Annotated in this window: 12 protein-coding genes; 10 read left to right on the top strand and 2 right to left on the bottom strand. The window is 72.2% G+C overall.

What is annotated here, in order from left to right; genetic code table 11:
* Positions 1-10: 10 nt before the first annotated feature.
* The 4 genes from ACZ7FF_RS12380 (at position 11) to ACZ7FF_RS12365 (ending at position 5,423) form a co-directional block, all read left to right on the top strand.
* Positions 11-2,647 carry a glycoside hydrolase family 31 protein gene (locus ACZ7FF_RS12380; RefSeq protein ID WP_470811740.1) on the top strand — a complete coding sequence of 879 codons (2,637 nt, stop codon included), beginning with the start codon at positions 11-13 and terminating at the stop codon, positions 2,645-2,647.
* A gap of 118 nt (positions 2,648-2,765) precedes the next feature.
* Positions 2,766-3,980: a chitinase gene (locus tag ACZ7FF_RS12375; RefSeq protein WP_470811739.1), complete on the top strand. Its 1,215-nt coding sequence runs from the start codon at positions 2,766-2,768 to the stop codon at positions 3,978-3,980.
* A gap of 113 nt (positions 3,981-4,093) precedes the next feature.
* On the top strand, positions 4,094-4,870 hold the full coding sequence (locus ACZ7FF_RS12370; protein WP_470811737.1) for a polysaccharide lyase family 7 protein: 777 nt from the start codon (positions 4,094-4,096) through the stop codon (positions 4,868-4,870).
* A gap of 91 nt (positions 4,871-4,961) precedes the next feature.
* Positions 4,962-5,423 carry a hypothetical protein gene (locus ACZ7FF_RS12365; protein WP_470811736.1) on the top strand — a complete coding sequence of 154 codons (462 nt, stop codon included), beginning with the start codon at positions 4,962-4,964 and terminating at the stop codon, positions 5,421-5,423.
* A gap of 33 nt (positions 5,424-5,456) precedes the next feature.
* Here the strand turns inward: ACZ7FF_RS12365 and ACZ7FF_RS12360 are convergent, their stop codons facing one another.
* The gene (locus ACZ7FF_RS12360; RefSeq protein ID WP_470811734.1) at positions 5,457-8,831 is read right to left on the bottom strand and encodes a pyruvate carboxylase; all 3,375 of its coding nucleotides are present in this window, start codon (positions 8,829-8,831) and stop codon (positions 5,457-5,459) included.
* 156 nt (positions 8,832-8,987) lie between these two features.
* On the bottom strand, positions 8,988-9,938 hold the full coding sequence (locus ACZ7FF_RS12355; RefSeq protein ID WP_470811732.1) for a hypothetical protein: 951 nt from the start codon (positions 9,936-9,938) through the stop codon (positions 8,988-8,990).
* A gap of 521 nt (positions 9,939-10,459) precedes the next feature.
* Here ACZ7FF_RS12355 and ACZ7FF_RS12350 point away from each other — a divergent pair.
* From ACZ7FF_RS12350 to ACZ7FF_RS12325, 6 genes are all read left to right on the top strand, one after another.
* Complete coding sequence (locus tag ACZ7FF_RS12350; protein WP_470811730.1) at positions 10,460-12,814, top strand: sensor histidine kinase; 2,355 nt, start codon at positions 10,460-10,462, stop codon at positions 12,812-12,814.
* Positions 12,811-13,218, top strand: a complete 408-nt coding sequence (locus tag ACZ7FF_RS12345; protein WP_470811728.1) for a roadblock/LC7 domain-containing protein — start codon at positions 12,811-12,813, stop codon at positions 13,216-13,218. The genes ACZ7FF_RS12350 and ACZ7FF_RS12345 overlap by 4 nt, the downstream gene beginning before the upstream one ends.
* A complete protein-coding gene (locus ACZ7FF_RS12340; protein ID WP_470811726.1) occupies positions 13,215-13,577 on the top strand; it encodes a DUF742 domain-containing protein in 363 nt (120 codons plus the stop codon). The genes ACZ7FF_RS12345 and ACZ7FF_RS12340 overlap by 4 nt, the downstream gene beginning before the upstream one ends.
* Positions 13,558-14,184: a GTP-binding protein gene (locus ACZ7FF_RS12335; RefSeq protein ID WP_470811724.1), complete on the top strand. Its 627-nt coding sequence runs from the start codon at positions 13,558-13,560 to the stop codon at positions 14,182-14,184. Before ACZ7FF_RS12340 ends, ACZ7FF_RS12335 begins: the two co-directional genes overlap by 20 nt.
* Positions 14,181-15,392, top strand: coding sequence for a cytochrome P450 (locus ACZ7FF_RS12330; protein ID WP_470811722.1), 1,212 nt, complete (start codon positions 14,181-14,183; stop codon positions 15,390-15,392). Before ACZ7FF_RS12335 ends, ACZ7FF_RS12330 begins: the two co-directional genes overlap by 4 nt.
* Before the next feature lie 206 nt (positions 15,393-15,598).
* On the top strand, positions 15,599-16,825 hold the full coding sequence (locus ACZ7FF_RS12325; RefSeq protein WP_470811720.1) for a cytochrome P450 family protein: 1,227 nt from the start codon (positions 15,599-15,601) through the stop codon (positions 16,823-16,825).
* The last annotated feature ends 108 nt before the right edge of the window (positions 16,826-16,933 follow it).

Here is a 16,933-nt window from a genome sequence, read left to right as displayed (position 1 = left end):
CTGTTCCGCCGTGCGAAGACTCCGACACCGTGTGCCGTGGCGGGCCTGGTTGCCGCTGGGGCTCGCCACCGCCCTGGCGGGCACCGTGCTGGCCGTGCCGGCACCCGCCGCGGCCGCCGCCACCGGCGCCGTGCTGGACCCCGCCCACAGCAGCGTCGGCTGGCAGAGCCCGGTCTACGCCAAAGGCACCGGCGGCGGCCCCGAGAGCTGTCCCGACGCCTCCGCCGACCCCCAGAACACCGTCTGCGACCGCTTCGACCTGACCGTCTCGGTGCCGGACGGCTACTGGGACGACAACCCCGAGGGCGGCGTCCCGCTGTCCATCACCTGGCAGCACCCCACCGACGACTTCGACCTCTACGTCTACGACGACCACGGCAAGCAGGTGGCCTCCAGCGCGGGCACCGCCGACCCGGAGGCCACGGTGGTCCCCCGGGCGTCGGGGACGTACCACGTGGTGGTCGTGCCGTACGACGTGCACGGCAACTCCTTCACGGGCGCGGCCTATCTGCCCGCGACCACGGACGCCGGGGACCTCACCTCCTTCTCCGGCGGCGACGGCAGCTACACGATCGGGGCCGGGCAGCTCAAGGCCCGGGCCGACTTCCTGACCGGCGCCCGGCTCCGGCTCCAGGCTGATCCGTCGGGCTCACTGAGCGACCCGGCCGGTACCGCCATCGTGCGCGAACAGCCCGCCCCGGAGCGGCACACCTCCTCCTTCGACGCGGGCGACTACTACGGCATCCGCTCCCCCGGGGCCGTGCTGCGCGTGTACAAGAAGCCGCTGCGGTTCGGGTTGTACAAGCCGGACAACCGGACCCGGATCTGGCAGGAGGACAAGCCGCTACGCTGGTCCACCGGCGGGATGCGGCAGAGCCTGGCCCGGGGCGCGGACGAGCAGTTCTTCGGCGGCGGCGAGCAAAACGGCAGCCTCTCGCACCGCGGGCAGACGATGTACGTGTCCAACAGTTTCGACTGGAACGAGGGCGGCTACAACAACTCCCAGCCGTTCTACCTCTCCAGCGCCGGCTACGGCGTCTTCCGCAACACCTTCGCGCCGGGTGTCTACACCTTCGGCTCGCCGGTCACCACCGGACAGCAGGAACGGCGCCTGGACGCCTACTACTTCCTGGGTGACGCCAAGCGGGTCATCGGCGCGTACACGGCACTGGTGGGCAGGCCCTTCATGCCGCCGGTGTACGGCCTGGAGCCCGGCGACTCCGACTGCTACCTGCACAACGCCAACCGCGGCGAGCGGCACACCCTGGACGCGCTGAAGATCGCCGACGGCTACACCGAGCACCAGATGCCGCTCGGCTGGATGCTGGTCAACGACGGGTACGGCTGCGGGTACGAGAACCTGCCGCAGACCGCCCAGGGTCTGCAGGACCACCACGCGCAGCTCGGCCTGTGGACCCAGGACGGCATCGACAAGCTCGCCGAACAGGTCAAGGCGGGCCAGCGGGTAGCCAAGCTGGACGTGGCCTGGGTGGGCAACGGCTACAAATTCGCGCTGGACGCCTGCGACGCGGCGAAGAAGGGGATCGAGGACAACAGCGACGCGCGCGGCTTCGTGTGGCTGCCCGTGTCGTGGGCGGGCGCCCAACGCTGCGGGGTGCTGTGGAGCGGCGACCAGCAGCTGTCCTGGGACTACATCCGCTGGCAGATCCCGACCTATGCCGGGGCGACGATGTCCGGCATCGCGTACGACACCGGCGACGTGGGCAGCATCTACCGCCACGACGCCAAGATGTACACCCGTGACCTGCAGTGGAAGGCTTTCCTGCCGGCCATCATGACCATGGACGGCTGGGCCACCGACCTCACCACCAAGAAGCCCGCGGACCAGCAGCCCTGGCTCGACGGCGAGCCGAACACCTCCGTCAACAGGAAGTACCTGCAGCTGAAGGAGCGGCTGCTGCCGTACATGTACACGTTGTCGGCGCAGGCGGCGAGGACGGGCGTGGGCGCGGTGCGTCCGCTGTGGCTGGAGTACCCGGGCGACCCGAACACCCTCGGCAGCCCGGCCCGGTACGAGTTCCTGTCGGGCCCCGACTTCCTGGTGGCCCCGGTCTACCAGGACTCCGACACCCGGGACGGCATCTATCTGCCGAAGGGCACCTGGACCGACTACTGGACCGGCCGCACCTACCAGGGCCCGACCACGGTGAACGGCTACCACGCCCCGCTGGACACCCTTCCGTTGTTCGTGCGCGAGGGCGCGATCGTGCCCATGTGGCCCAAGGGAACGACGAGTTGGCAGACCCGCGACCGGCACGAACTGGACTGGGACCTGTACCCGTCCGCCCACGGCACCGGGCACTACACCCTGTACGAGGACGACGGCGTGACCCGTGACTTCGCCCGTGGCTCCGCCGCCACCCAGCGGGTGTCGGTCCACGCGGACGGCAGGGAGACCACCGTGTCCGTCGGGGCGAGCCGGGGCGAGTACACGGGCAAGGTGGACGCGCGGACGTACCGGTTCACCGTGCACGGCACCGGCGCACCCGCACGGATCCTGCTGAACGGACGTCAACTCCCCGGCCCCGCCTGGTCGTACGACGCCGGCACGCACACCACCACGGTCAGCACGCCGAGCCTGCCGCTCGACCGGGGCTTCGGTCTGCGACTGGTCGACGGGAGGTAAAGGTAACGTATGGTCTAGTCCAAAGAGCGAGTTGGTCTAGTCCAACTTATTGACGTGACCCCAACACCTCCCAGAGCCTGGGGCGACTCCCCACCCCACCCCCTCTGGGAGGCACGCAATGAGACCCCTACGGGCATGTCTGGGTGCGGCGGCCGCCGTGACACTCGCGGCCGCCGGCACCACCGCGTTCGTCGCCGGCAACGCCTCGGGCGCGACCACCGCGCTGAGCAACCGCTGGTACGCCGCCGCCCCGTACCTGATGCCGCTGGACAACGACCCGCCGGACCCGGCCGCCATCATGGACGCCACCGGCCTGAAGGCGTTCCAGTTGGCCTTCGTCCTCGCCCCCAACGGCGGCGGCTGCTCGCCCACCTGGGGTGGCACCGCACCGGTCTCCTCGGACACGGCCGTCCAGTCGATGATCAACACGATCCGGGGCAAGGGCGGTGACGTCTCCGTCTCCATCGGCGGCTACGGCGGCACGAAGCTCGGCCAGGCCTGCTCGGACGCGGCGTCCACGGCGGCGGCCTACCAGCAGGTCATCACCAAGTACGGCCTGCACGCCATCGACTTCGACCTGGAGGAGCCGGAGTACGAGAACACCGCGGCCATCAAGAACGAGATCGGCGCCGCGAAGATCCTCCAGCAGAACAACCCGGGGCTGTACGTGTCCGTGACGACGGCAGGCACGGCGGACGGCACCGGCTGGTTCGGCAAGCAGATGCTGCTGGAGGCCAAGTCACAGGGGTTCACCCCGAACAACTTCTCCATCATGCCGTTCGACGGCGGCTTCAACGGGGCGGCGAGCCAGACGAACGCCCTGACCAACTTCAACTCGATCCTGCAGTCGACCTTCGGCTGGGACCAGGCGACCGCGTACGCGCACGAGGGCTTCTCAGGCATGAACGGCCGCAGCGACTCGGGCGAGATCTTCAGCCAGTCCGACTTCCAGACCGTGCTGGACTACGCGACGGGCCACAACATGGACCGGTTCACGTTCTGGTCCCTGAACCGCGACCGGCAGTGCAGCCCGCCCGACAACGGCGGCCGGACGTCCGGGACCTGTTCGAGCGTCGCCCAGAACGCCTGGGACTTCGCCAAGTACTCGGTGAGGTTCGCGGGCGCCACCCCGCCCACCACGACCCCCACCCCCACGCCCACGCCGACACCCACCCCCACCTCCTGCAAGAACGCCTGGAGTTCGTCGGCGGTGTACACGGCCGGGGACGAGGTGTCGTACGGCAAGCACAACTGGAAGGCCAAGTGGTGGACCCAGAACGAGGTGCCCGGCGCCGCGGAGTGGGGCCCCTGGCAGGACGAGGGTGCCTGCTGAACCTCTTGACGTGTCTGGTTCAGACCTTTAGTTTCACGGGTCATCAGTGACCAAGGATGCGTTCAGCGTTCATGATGCTGAACGCATCCCGGTCCGACGAAGGGACCCCCCACATGACCCGATCCCGGCTGCTCGCGGTGACGACCACCGCGGGCCTCGCCCTCACCCTCACCGTGCTCGGCGGCGGCAGCGCGGGCGCCGCCGATCCGCACGTCGCGCCCGGCGGCAACTTCGACCTGTCGGTCTGGGAACTCCAGGAGCCCGTGGGCTCCCCCGGGCAGCCCACCACCATCCCCTCGTCCCGGCTCCAGGGAGCGGGCGGCTACCAGGACGCCTACTTCTACACCGACACCCGCGACGGGGCGATGACCTTCTGGGCCCCCGAGAAGGGCGTCACCACCCCGAACTCGAACTACGCCCGCTCCGAACTGCGGGAGATGAACCGCGACGGCGGCCCCGCCGACTGGGCGCTCGGCGGCTCACACCGGATGAGCGCGACGCTGCGGGTGGTCTCCGTGACGAAGAACGTGTGCGTGGGCCAGATCCACCTCGGCAGCGGCGGCTCCTCCACCAAGCCGCTGCTCGAGCTGTACTACCACGCGAACGGGGACATCGTCCTCGGCACCGAGAACTCGCCCTCCGGCGGCCAGACCCCGCACACCGTCGGCCATGTGTCCGTCGGCAAGACATGGAGCTACACCATCGCCGTCTCCGGCGGGGACACCATCGACCTGACCGTGAACGGCACCACCACGCACTACGGCATTCCCGCGTCCTTCAAGCCGTACAAGCAGTACTTCAAGGCCGGCTCGTACAACCAGTCCTCCTCCGGCAGCACCACGAACGGTGCCCGCGTCGCGTTCTACGGCCTGACGGTCAGACACGGCTGACACGCGGTCCGACCTGCGCGACTGGTGCAATCGGCCACACGGTCGTAGCGTCGAGTGAACGCGGTCGACACAGCACAACGTGGGAGCGGCCATGCGCGGATCACTGGTGGGAACGGCGGTCACCCTGGCGGCAGGAGCCCTGCTGACAGCGTCGATGACGACGGCCTCGGCCAGTCCGCCGACTCCGGCCGTGACCGCCGTGCAGGGCGATCACTCCAAGCCCGTGCTGGTCGACTGCTTCTTCCATCGCAACGTCCGCCCGGCCGACTTCATCCTCGCCTGCGGTGACGGCAACAGCCGGCTCACCGGTCTGAGCTGGAGCAAGTGGGGCCGGAACGGGGCACGTGGCATGGGCGTGAACTGGGTCAACGACTGCAAGCCGTACTGCGCGGCCGGCACCTTCCACTCGTACCCGGTGGTCATCCGGCTCTCCGGCGAGCAGACCTGGAAGAAGCACCCGTCCTTCAAGCGCTTCACGCAGATGAGCCTGACCTACACCGGCGCCCGGCCGGAGGGCTTCAAGCAGGTCATGACGTACCCGCTCTGGGACTGACCCGGGAGCCCTCCGGCCGCCGCGCGCGGCGCCTCAGCCGATCTCCACCAGCAGGTCGCCGCCCTCGACCTGCTGGATCCGGTTGATGGCCAGCCGGGACACCCGGCCCGCCTTGGAGGCCGTGATCGTGGCCTCCATCTTCATCGCCTCGATGGTGGCGACGGTGGCTCCGGCCGCCACCTCGTCGCCCTCGGCCACGGCGAGCGTGACCACACCGGCGAACGGGGCCGCCACATGGCCCGGGTCGGACCGGTCGGCCTTCTCCGTGACCGGCACGTCGGAGGCCGCCGCCCGGTCGCGGACCTGGATGGGCCGCAGCTGGCCGTTGAGCGACGACATCACCGTGCGCATACCGCGCTCGTCGGCCTCGCCGACCGCCTGCAGCTCGATCAGCAGCCGGACGCCGGGCTCCAGGTCGACGGCGTACTCCTTGGCCTGGCGCAGGCCGTAGAAGAACGCCTTGCTGTCCAGGACGCTGGTGTCCCCGAAGGCCTGGCGGTGCGTGTCGAACTCGCGGGTCGGGCCGGGGAACAGCAGCCGGTTGAGGGTCGCCCGTCGGTCCTTCGCCAGCCCCTCGCGGTCCTCGGTGGACAGCTCGGGCACCGGCTTGGCCGCGGCGCGTCCCTGGAGGGCCTTGGTGCGGAACGGCTCCGGCCAGCCGCCGGGCGGGGTGCCCAGCTCGCCGCGCAGGAAGCCGATGACCGAGTCGGGGATGTCGAACCGGTCGGGAGTCTGCTCGAAGGCGTCCGGGGAGACCCCGGCGCCCACCAGGTGCAGGGCCAGGTCGCCGACCACCTTCGAGGACGGGGTGACCTTGACCAGGCGGCCGAGGATGCGGTCGGCGGCGGCGTACATCGCCTCGATGTCCTCGAAGCGGTCCCCGAGGCCCAGGGCCACGGCCTGGGTGCGCAGGTTGGACAGCTGGCCGCCCGGGATCTCGTGGTGGTAGACCCGGCCGGTCGGGGACGCGAGGCCCGCCTCGAACGGGGCGTAGATCTTGCGGACGCCCTCCCAGTACGGCTCCAGGTCGCCCACGGCCTGCAGGTCGAGGCCGGTGGGCCGGTCGGAGTGGTCGGTGGCGGCGACGAGCGCCGACAGCGACGGCTGCGAGGTCGTACCGGCCATGGACGCGACCGCGCCGTCGACCGCGTCGGCACCGGCCTGGATCGCGGCGAGGTAGGTGGCGAGCTGGCCGCCCGCGGTGTCGTGCGTGTGCAGGTGCACGGGCAGATCGAACTCGCGGCGCAGCGCCGAGACGAGCTTGGCGGCGGCCGGGGCGCGCAGCAGTCCGGCCATGTCCTTGATCGCGAGGACATGGGCGCCGGCCTCGACGATCTGCTCGGCCAGGCGCAGGTAGTAGTCGAGCGTGTAGAGCCGCTCGGCCGGGTCGTTGAGGTCGGCGGTGTAGCAGAGCGCGACCTCGGCGATCGCGGTGCCGGTCTCACGTACGGCCTCGATGGCGGGCCGCATCTGGCCGACGTCGTTCAGCGCGTCGAAGATGCGGAAGATGTCGATGCCGGTGGCGGCGGCCTCCTGCACGAAGGCGTCGGTCACCTCCGTCGGGTACGGCGTGTAGCCGACGGTGTTGCGGCCGCGCAGCAGCATCTGGAGGCAGATGTTCGGCACGGCCTCGCGCAGCGCGGCCAGCCGCTCCCAGGGGTCCTCGGCGAGGAAGCGCAGGGCCACGTCGTAGGTGGCGCCGCCCCAGCACTCCAGGGACAGCAGCTGCGGCAGGGTGCGGGCGACCACGGGGGCGACGGCGAGGAGGTCCTTGGTGCGCACCCGGGTGGCGAGCAGGGACTGGTGGGCGTCGCGGAAGGTGGTGTCGGTGACGCCGATGGTCGGGGACTCGCGCAGATGGCGGGCGAAGCCCTCGGGGCCGAGCTCCACGAGGCGCTGGCGGGAGCCCGCGGGCGGCTCGCCGGCCGGCAGCGCGGGGAGCTTGGTGACCGGGTCGAGCAGGTCCGGGCGTTCGCCGTGCGGCTTGTTGACGGTGACGTCGGCGAGGAAGGTGAGCAGCTTGGTGCCGCGGTCCGCGGAGGAGCGGGCGGTGAGCAGGTGGGGGCGCTGCTCGATGAAGGAGGTGGTGACCCGGCCCGCCTGGAAGTCGGGGTCGTCCAGAACGGCCTGCAGGAACGGGATGTTGGTGGCGACACCGCGGATGCGGAACTCGGCGACGGCGCGCCGGGCCCGGCCGACGGCGGCCTTGAAGTCCCGCCCGCGGCAGGTGAGTTTGACCAGCATCGAGTCGAAGTGGGCGCTGATCTCCGTACCCGCGTGGGTGGTTCCGCCGTCGAGGCGGATGCCGGAGCCGCCCGGTGAGCGGTAGGCGCTGATCCGGCCCGTGTCCGGGCGGAAGCCGTTGGCGGGGTCCTCGGTGGTGATGCGGCACTGCAGGGCCGCACCGCGCAGGGTGATGGAGTCCTGGGAGAGGCCGAGGTCCTCCAGGGTCTGGCCGGAGGCGATCCGCAGCTGGGCCTGGACGAGGTCGACGTCCGTGACCTCCTCGGTCACGGTGTGCTCGACCTGGATGCGCGGGTTCATCTCGATGAAGACGTGGTTGCCGTCCCGGTCGAGCAGGAACTCGACGGTGCCCGCGTTGCGGTAGCCGATCTCGCGGGCGAAGCGGACGGCGTCGGCGCAGATCCGGTCGCGCAGTTCGGGGTCGAGGTTGGGGGCGGGCGCCAGCTCGATGACCTTCTGGTGGCGGCGCTGCAGCGAGCAGTCCCGCTCGAAGAGGTGGATGACATTGCCCTCGCCGTCGGCGAGGATCTGCACCTCGATGTGGCGCGGGTCGACGACGGCCTTCTCCAGGAAGACGGTCGGGTCGCCGAACGCGGACGCGGCCTCACGGGAGGCGGCCTCGATGGACTCCCGCAGCTGGGCGGGGTCCTCGACGCGGCGCATGCCGCGCCCGCCGCCGCCCGCGACCGCCTTGACGAAGACGGGGAAGCCGATCTCCTCGGCCGCGCGCACCAGTTCGTCCACGTCGTTGGAGGGCGCGGAGGAGCCGAGCACGGGCACGCCCGCGGCGCGGGCCGCGGCGACCGCGCGGGCCTTGTTGCCGGTCAGCTCCAGCGTCTGGGTGCCGGGGCCGACGAAGGTGATGCCCGCCTCCTCGCAGGCGCGGGCCAGCTCCGGGTTCTCGGACAGGAAGCCGTAGCCCGGGTAGACGGCGTCGGCGCCCGCCCGGAGGGCGGCGGCCACGATCTCCTCGACGGAGAGGTAGGCCCGCACCGGATGCCCCGGTTCCCCGATCTCGTACGCCTCGTCGGCCTTGAGCCGGTGCAACGAGTTGCGGTCCTCGTGCGGGAACACGGCGACGGTGCGCGCCCCGAGTTCGTAGCCCGCCCGGAACGCGCGGATCGCGATCTCTCCACGGTTGGCGACCAGCACCTTGCGGAACATCCTGGATTCCCTTCAGCTGCCTGCCGGCGACGAACACCATGGTGTCAGCCACGCCCTGCCGTACTCGCGGCAACCATAGGGGTTGCCCGTCCGTGTCGACGTGCGAAAACCATCACACCGACAACGTGTTCAGCGCCACAGGGACGCGCGGTCCGGTCAGCGTTCGAGGGATGTCATCGCCGCGTTTCCGGCGTGGTCGGCGCTCTCCACGGGGGCCAGCAGTCCGGGACGTAAGGGCCCCGGCGCGGGGAGCGGCACGACGGCGGTCCCGGTCGGCACGGCGGTGGTTCCGGCCGGAACGGGGGCGGTTCCGGTCGGCACGGGGGCCGGTGCGGGGGCCGGGGCGGGAGCGGTCGGGGACAGGCCGGTGTCCCGGGTGGGCAGCAGGGCTCGTACGAAGGCCCGCAGCCGCGCCCGGCGGCCGTGCAGCAGCCCGAGGACGATCGCCGCGCCGACCGCGATCAGGTGCTCGCGTCCCGCCAGGTTGGGGACGGCGATCGACTCCCACACCATCGACCCGCCGGTCAGCGTGAACACCACGGGAGCGCGCCGGACGACGGCGAGATAGGTGAACAGGCCGACGACGGCCGCGGAGGGCCCGGTGTCGAGCACCCGACCGCATTCGGGCGGCAGGCCGAAGCCCCACCAGCCGGGCCCCGCCGCGATCATCACACGGGCGGTGAGGGTGCCGGCCACCGTGGTGGCGTAGGCGATCGCCAGGGTGCGGGTCCGGCCGAGGGCCAGCTCGGCGAGGGCGAAGGCCAGGAACAGCTGGGTGATGCCCGCCCAGACCGGCAGGTCGAGAGCCGGTACGTACAGCGACACCGGGGTGCGCAGCAGGGACAGCCACAGCGGCAGGTCGGCGGTGACGCCGCCGAGGCGCCGTACCCACGTCGCTCCGAGGGGATGCTGGGCGATGTCGTGGAAGAAGACGACGCCGAACGCCGCCACGAAGCCCAGCAGCAGCCCGGACAGTCCGCGCCGCGCGAGCCTCTGCACCGGGTCGACGACGATGGCGTACCACTCGCCCCGCAGCGTCCGTCCGGTGAACCGGACGAGGCGTGCGCACAGCAGACGGTACTGCTCCAGGCGCCCTTCAGCGGTCATGAGGCACGGCAGCCCGTCGCCTTCGACTCACTCGTCATGTACATCGCCCCCTTCACCTCGCGTCCCGGCGGTCGGCCGTGCGAGGCGTTTTCCCGTTATCCGCCCGTTTCAGGCGTCATCGTATTGATGTACGGATCTTGTGGGTCGGGTCCGCCCTCCCCGCGGTGCCCCGGCCCTCCCCCTCGGACGGGTCTTCGCGGTGGCGAGACCCGGGGGACAGTTCAGCGAGCGGGAGGGCGACCGTCAAGATCCTTAACGGGTGGGAAGACCCACAGCCGGACGGAACGGAAAACCAGGGCCGGAAGGCAACCTTCATCTCTTCTCGGCCGTCCTCCAGATCAGGCCCTATCGGCGCTCGACACGACCGTCCGGCTACCGGAACGAGTGTGGAACCCGTCTGTTCCGATCACGAACTCTCTTATAGTGACCGGCAGTTCACCACTCGGCGTCATGTCCCCTCATTCGAACGACTCCGCCCGCCGCCACCTGTCCGCACCCGCCGCGAGGACCAGACCGGACCGATGACAGCCCCCACGCAGCCCGGCGACCGACCGTCCCTCCGTACGCTCCTCCCCGCCCTCGCCGTGACCCTGGCGCTGTCGGCGCTCGTGGTCTGCGCGGCCCTGGCGACGGCACCCGACTCGGTGCGCACCCCGCTCGCCTGGGGCGCGGGCGCCGCGGTGGTCGTCCTCGGCGCGGCGGTGGCCACGGCCGCGCACGCCCTGCGGGCCGCGCGCGGCGACAGGCGCCAGCTGGACGGCGTCACGCGGGACCTCGGACGGCTGCTCCAGCAGCAGGCCCGCACGGCCGAGGAGGCGCGCGGGGAGCAGCAGCGGCTCATCGACGAACTCGCCCGGCAGCGCACGGAGCTGACGGAGTCGTTCGCCGCAGAGCGCGCCCGGCTGGAGCAGCGGGGCGCACACGAGACGGAGCGGCTGCGGGCGGAGAACGCCCGGCTGACGGGCGAGCTGGAGCGGGCCCGCCGGGAGCGGGCCACGGCGGTCTCCGCGACCTCCAACGCCGCAGCGCGGATGCAGGCCCTGGCCACGGCCACGCTCGCCGACCTGCGGGCGATGGAGGAGCGGCACGGCGACGAGGACGTCCTCGCCGACCTCCTGCACCTCGACCACCGCACCGCCCAGGCGGGGCGGCTCGCCGACTCCGTCGCCGTGCTGACCGGGGCCCGTTCGGGGCGGCGGTGGGCGCGGCCCATCGGCATGGAGTCGGTCCTGCGCGGTGCGCTGGGCCGGATCGCCGGGTACCGGCGGGTGCGGGTGCACTCGGTCAGCGGGACGGCCGTCGCCGGGCACGCGGCCGAGGGTGTGATGCACGCGCTCGCCGAACTCCTCGACAACGCCGCGAACTTCTCGCCGCCGAACGCCGAGGTCCACGTCTATGTGGAGGAGGTGCCGGCCGGGGTCATCGTGTCCGTCGAGGACAGCGGGCTTGTCATGGGCGACGTGCAACTGCGGCGCGCCGAGCGGGCGGTGTCCGGTGACGTGTCGGAGCTGGGCGGTCTGACCGGCACCCGGCTCGGGCTCGCCGTGGTGGGGCGGCTGGCCCTGAAGCACGGGCTCACGGTGTCGTTCCGGCCGTCGGCTCGCGGCGGTACGGGCGTGCTGATGCTGATCCCGCAGGAGATCCTGACGAGTCCGGCGCAGGCCCCGGCCGTGGCACCGGTCGCGCCGGGTCAGGAGGTGTCCGCACGGCCGCACCCCCCCAAGGCCCCGGCGCCGGCCCCAGAGTCCCCCGAGCCCACCGGGCCGGTCCCTGCGCAGGGGCCGGCCGGACTTCCCAGGCGTCGCCGGGGCCGTACGCTCGCGGAGGCGGAGCGACACCGGTCGGTGCGGCGCACGGCCGACGACCGGCCCGGTGCCGGCGACGCCAAGGTCCGGGCGGCGCGTTTCGGCAGCTTCCGCCGAGCGGTCCGCCCCACCACGTCGGACACCCACCTGGGCACTCCCGGCCCGGCGACCGGGCAGGACACCCCGGCCACGCCCGAGCCGCCCGCCCCGGCCCCCACCCACCGACAGCCCCCACCGGAACCGACCGCCCCGCACGAGACGTCTACGGACCACGGGACGGGGAACTCCCGGCACGAGACGCCTTCGGCTCAGTGGGCGGGAAACTCCCCGCACGAGACGCCTTCGGCCCAATGGACGGCAGAATCCCCGCACAAGACGCCCTCGGCCCGATGGACGGGAAGCCCCGCCGACGAGGCCGCCCCGGACCACCGGCAGACACCGCCGGAACCGACCGACCTCCGCGAGGCGCCCCAGGGCGCACGGACGGCGAACGTCCCGCGCGAGGCCCCGGGCGGGTGGCCGGCGGACGCCTCGCGCGAGGAGTTCGCGAACGGGTGGACGGCGAGCACCTCATGCGAGGCGAGTGCGGATGGTTGGGCGGCGGACCCCGTGCGCGAGGCGAGTACGGGCCGATGCGCGGCGGCCCCCCCGCGCCAGGCAGCTGCGGACGGCTGGACCGCGAGCACCTCACACGAGGCAAGTGCGGACGAGTGGGCAGCGGACGCCGTGCGCGAGGCGGGTGCGGACGGACGGGCGGCGGGCTCCACGCGGGACGCGGTGTCCGGCCGGCGGGCGGGCGGCTCTCCTCGGCACGTCGCTCCCGACCACTGGCCGGGGAACCGCTCGCAGGACACCGGCTCTGAGCACCGCACGGACGCCACCCCCCAGCACGTCGCCCCCAACCCCTGGACGGAAAACCACCCGCACGACACCGGCCCCGAGCACCGCACGGACGCCACGCGCCGGCACACCGACCCCGGCCACCGGGCGGCGGGTGCTCCGCGGGACCCCGTGTCCGACGAACCCCAGCATTCCTCCCCCACGCACCCGGAAGGCGACATCACTTCATGACCGGCCCGAGCACCGCCGACGACAAGCTCACCTGGCTCCTGGAGGGCCTGTTGGAGAGGACGCCCGGGGCCCGGCACGCGCTCGTTCTGTCCCGGGACGGGCTGAAGCTGTGCCGTACCCCGGAGATGGGCGTCGACCGGGCCGACCAGCTCGCCGCGATCGCCGCCGGCATCCAGTCGCTGTCGCACGGGGCGTCCATCGAGTTCGGCGACGGCAGCGGAGGCGTCCGCTCGGCGATGACCGAGTTCCACGGCGGCGTGCTGTTCATCGTCGAGGCGGGCGCGGGAGCCCATCTCGCCGTCGTGACGGACGAGGACGCCGACACCGGCATCGTCGGGCACACGATGAGCGAACTGGTGGAGCAGCTCGGCGCCCACCTGACCGCAGTCCCCCGTACGTCATGAGCCGTACGGGCCCGGGCCGCCCGGGGCGGGACGACGCGCCCGACCGGCTGTACACCATCACCCAGGGCCGCAGCCGCACCGATCCGGACAGCCCCTTCGACCTGGTCACCCTCGTCGTCGCCGAGTCGGAGCCGGCGACCGGTATGCAGTCGGAGCACGTGGCGATCCTCCGGATGAGCGAGTTCCCCACCTCGGTGGTGGAGATCGCCGCCGAGCTGGGGCTGCCCGTGAGCATCACCAAGGTGCTGCTGAGCGACCTGCTGGCGGCCGGCCGGGTCAGCGCCCGGCATCCGCACGGACCCGCCGTCACCGACCCCGACATCCTGGAGCAGGTGCTCGTTGGACTCCGCAGCCTCTGACGCGCGCACCCCGCTGGGTGCCTCCGCCGACAACGGTCTCAAGGTCGTGGTCGTGGGCGGAATCGGCGTCGGCAAGACCACCCTGGTCCGCTCCGTCAGCGAGATCCGTCCCCTCAGCACCGAGGAGACGATGACCCAGGTCGGCGCGGCGCTCGACGACCTCCGGCAGGTACGCGGGAAGCACGCCACGACCGTCGCCTTCGACTTCGGCCGCATCACGCTGGACGCGCGCAACGTGCTGTACCTGTTCGGCGCGCCCGGCCAGGAACGGTTCTGGTTCCTGTGGGACCGGCTGTTCTCCGGCACGCTCGGCGCGGTCGTCCTGGTCGACACCCGCCGGATCGACGACTCCTGGTACGCCGTCGACCGGTTGGAGGAGCACGGCACGCCGTTCGTCGTGGCCTGCAACGACTTCGGCGGCCCGGTCCGTGCGGGTGAGGACGTCCGCGCGGCCCTCGACCTGGACCCGGAGGTGCCGCTGGTCGACTGCGACGCCCGCTCGCGCGCCTCCGCCAAGCAGCTGCTGATCACGCTGGTGCAGCACGCGAAGAACCGGTACGCCGACCTGCCCGCACAAGCGTGCCTGTCCCCACGGGAGTTCGTGTGACCACGTCCGACGCCGTACCGCTCGGCGGCCCCCGGTTCCAGACCGAACCCGCCCGGCTGTACCGGGAGATGAGGCGCGACCACGGCTCCGTGGTGCCGGTGCTGCTCGACGGCGGCGTCCCGGCCTGGCTGGTCCTCGGCTATCGCGAGCTGCACCAGGTCACGGGGGATCCGGTGCTGTTCAGCCGGGACTCCGGGCTGTGGAACCAGTGGCCGAACATCCCCGCCGACTGGCCGCTGCTGCCGATGATCGGCCGCGGACAGCCCTCCATCCTCTACACCGTCGGCGAGCGGCACCGGCAGCGCGCGGCGATGGTCAGCGACGCGCTGGAGTCGGTGGATGCGTTCGAACTGCGGGGCCACGCCGAGCGGTTCGCGGACGAGCTGATCGACGTGATCTGCCCCTCCGGCGAGGCGGAGCTGATCGCGCAGTACGCGACGCTGCTGCCGGTGCGGGTCCTCGCCCGGCTCTACGGCTTCCCGGACGAGGACGGCCCGGGGCTGGTCACCGCGCTGAACGACATGATCGACGGCCGGGATCGCGCCCTCGCCGGACAGGCCCATCTGGCCGCATCCATGGGCCAGTTGCTCGCCGAACGGAAGCGGCGTCCCGCCGCCGACGTGGTCTCCCGGATGCTCGCCGACGGGAGCGGGTTCACCGACGAGGAGATCGCGCAGGACCTGATGGTGATGCTGGCGGCCGGGCACCAGCCGACCGCCGACTGGATCGGCAACTCGCTGCGGCTGATGCTCACCGACGACCGGTTCACCGCCTCCCTGTTCGGCGGCCGGCACAGCGTCGCCGAGGCGATGAACGAGGTGCTGTGGGAGGACACGCCCACCCAGAACGTGGCGGGCCGCTGGGCCGCCCGCGACACCCACCTCGGCGGGCGTCGCGTCCGGGCCGGCGATCTGCTGCTGCTCGGGCTGCAGGGCGCCAACTCCGATCCCCAGGTGCGCACCGACGCCTCCGCGCTGACCGGCGGCAACAGCGCGCACTTCGCCTTCGGGCACGGCGAGCACCGCTGCCCGTTCCCGGCGCAGGAGATCGCCGAGGTGATCGCGCGGACCGGGGTCGAGGTGGTGCTGGACCGGCTGCCGGACATCGACCTGGCGGTGCCCGCCGAGTCCCTCACCCGCAGGCCCTCGCCCTGGCTCAGGGGACTGACCCGACTGCCCGTCCGGTTCACCCCCGTACCCGCCCTCTGACCCGCGCCGCCCCGACCGCACCCGCCGATGCGCCCCGCCCCCCGAGCACGGCACACCGACCGCACCCGCCGTTCCGCCCCGCACTCCTACCGCGCGCCCCCGGTCGCACCAGCTGGTGGGCCGGGGTCCGGCCGCAGACCCCGGCCCGGACCGGCGCAGTACGCATGACGCAGTACACCGACCCCTGCCCTGGGAGGCACGCCACGATGACGACCGGCACCGGCACAACCCGGATCGCCCTGGACCCCTTCGTCACCGACCTGGACGGCGAGAGCGCGGCGCTGCTCGCGGCCGGCCCGCTCGCCGCCGTGGAACTGCCCGGCGGCGTCCCGGTGTGGGCCGTCACCCACCACGCCGAGGCGAAGGCTCTGCTCACCGACCCGCGCCTGGTGAAGGACATCAATGTGTGGGGCGCCTGGCAGCGTGGCGAGATACCCGCCGACTGGCCGCTGATCGGGCTCGTCAACCCGGGCCGTTCCATGCTGACCGTGGACGGCGCCGACCACCGCAGGCTGCGCTCGCTGGTCGCCCAGGCGCTGACCCCGCGCCGGGTGGAGCGGATGCGCGAACGCATCGAGAAGCTCACCGGGGACCTGCTGGACGCGCTGCCGGCCGGCGAGGAGGTGGTGGACCTGAAGGCGGCCTTGGCCCACCCGCTGCCGATGTTCGTCATCGCCGACCTCATGGGCGTGGAGGAGTCGCAGCTGCCCCGGCTGACGGTGCTCTTCGAGAAGTTCTTCTCGACGCAGACCCCGCCCGGGGAGGTCGTCGCCACGCTCACCGAGCTGGCGGGAATCATGACGGGGACGGTGGCCGCCAGGCGGGCCGAGCCGGGCGACGACCTGACCAGCGCGCTGATCCTCGCCTCGGAGGACGGCGACCGCCTCACCGACCAGGAGATCGTCTCCACGCTCCAGCTGATGGTGGCGGCGGGTCACGAGACGACGATCTCCCTGATCGTCAACGCCGTCGTCAACCTGTCCACCCACCCCGGGCAGCGCGCGACGGTGCTCTCGGGCGAGGCCGGCTGGCCCGCGGTCGTCGAGGAGACCCTGCGCCACTCGACGCCCACCTCGCACGTGCTGATCCGGTTCGCGACCGAGGACGTGCCGGTCGGGGGCGGGGTGATCCCGGCCGGGGACGCGCTGATCGTGTCGTACGGCGCGATCGGCCGCGACGGGAACGCGCACGGCCCGACCGCCGGGGACTTCGACATCACCCGGGAGACGAGGAACCGTCACATCTCCTTCGGCCACGGCCCGCACGTGTGCCCAGGGGGCGCGCTCTCCCGTCTGGAGGCCGGTGTGGCGCTCCCCGCGCTGTACGCCCGCTTCCCCCGCCTGGAACTGGCGGTCCCCGTGACCGAGCTGCGTCACAAGCCGGTGGTCACGCAGAACGACCTGTTCGAGCTGCCGGTGCGGCTGAACGGCTGAGTTGACTTGGAGCGCGCTCCAGGTCATAGCGTCGCGGACACCCGGTGCGCGGCGGCCGCGCCCCCGGCCTCACACACGGGATGCCGGGTGCCGGAATCCGTCGCTAGA

This window comes from Streptomyces sp. NPDC037126, assembly GCF_055605965.1.
Note: the sequence above shows the minus strand (reverse complement) of the source record. Positions and strands in the feature narration are given on the sequence as shown.

Bases quoted from the DNA above. Each gene is read 5' to 3' on its own strand.
- ACZ7FF_RS12365 (WP_470811736.1), top strand. From the start codon at position 4,962: ATGCGCGGATCACTGGTGGGAACGGCGGTCACCCTGGCGGCAGGAGCC.
- ACZ7FF_RS12325 (WP_470811720.1), top strand. From the start codon at position 15,599: ATGACGACCGGCACCGGCACAACCCGGATCGCCCTGGACCCCTTCGTC.
- ACZ7FF_RS12345 (WP_470811728.1), top strand. From the start codon at position 12,811: ATGACCGGCCCGAGCACCGCCGACGACAAGCTCACCTGGCTCCTGGAG.
- ACZ7FF_RS12360 (WP_470811734.1), bottom strand. From the start codon at position 8,831: ATGTTCCGCAAGGTGCTGGTCGCCAACCGTGGAGAGATCGCGATCCGC.
- ACZ7FF_RS12355 (WP_470811732.1), bottom strand. From the start codon at position 9,938: ATGACCGCTGAAGGGCGCCTGGAGCAGTACCGTCTGCTGTGCGCACGC.
- ACZ7FF_RS12350 (WP_470811730.1), top strand. From the start codon at position 10,460: ATGACAGCCCCCACGCAGCCCGGCGACCGACCGTCCCTCCGTACGCTC.
- ACZ7FF_RS12340 (WP_470811726.1), top strand. From the start codon at position 13,215: ATGAGCCGTACGGGCCCGGGCCGCCCGGGGCGGGACGACGCGCCCGAC.
- ACZ7FF_RS12370 (WP_470811737.1), top strand. From the start codon at position 4,094: ATGACCCGATCCCGGCTGCTCGCGGTGACGACCACCGCGGGCCTCGCC.
- ACZ7FF_RS12375 (WP_470811739.1), top strand. From the start codon at position 2,766: ATGAGACCCCTACGGGCATGTCTGGGTGCGGCGGCCGCCGTGACACTC.